Genomic DNA, 477 nt, shown 5'->3' with positions numbered 1-477 from the left:
TGGCACGGGAGCGTTATCCCTTATCGTTCGCTCAGGAGCGGATGCTATTTATCGAGCAATTTGAACAAGGCTCCGATACCTACCATATCCCTTATCTGGTTCAACTGGATAATGATGCCTGTCTGCCTCTGTTGGAGGCCGCCATTAACCGGCTGGCTGAACGCCATGCTGTAATGAAGATGGCGTACCGCAGCGATGATGATGGACAGGTTTACCCGCAGAGACTGGACGGGAATTTGGTTATCCAATCCCAACCCTGTGAAAACACTGACATGCTGCGGAACACGGTTCGGGCAGAAATAGCCACCCCGTTTAATTTGACCACAGAACCCAGCCTGCGCCTGCGCCAATATTCGGTGTCTGGTCGGCACTACTTACTAATGCTATGGCACCATATCGCCATTGATGGCTGGTCGGTCGATATCTTTATGGCTGAACTGGCGGAGATTTACCACTCCTTGCAGGAAGGCCGCGACA

The 477-nt window shown here is 52.2% G+C and carries 1 protein-coding gene; it reads left to right on the top strand.

Annotation, left to right across the window (positions count from 1 at the left end; translation table 11 throughout):
* A partial coding sequence (locus EAE93_RS25785) for a condensation domain-containing protein (RefSeq protein WP_214040743.1) occupies positions 1–477 on the top strand: 477 nt, incomplete at both ends.

The organism is Photorhabdus akhurstii, assembly GCF_018448925.1.
Taxonomy (GTDB): Bacteria; Pseudomonadota; Gammaproteobacteria; order Enterobacterales; family Enterobacteriaceae; genus Photorhabdus; species Photorhabdus akhurstii.
This window is presented reverse-complemented; position numbering and strand designations above follow the sequence as displayed.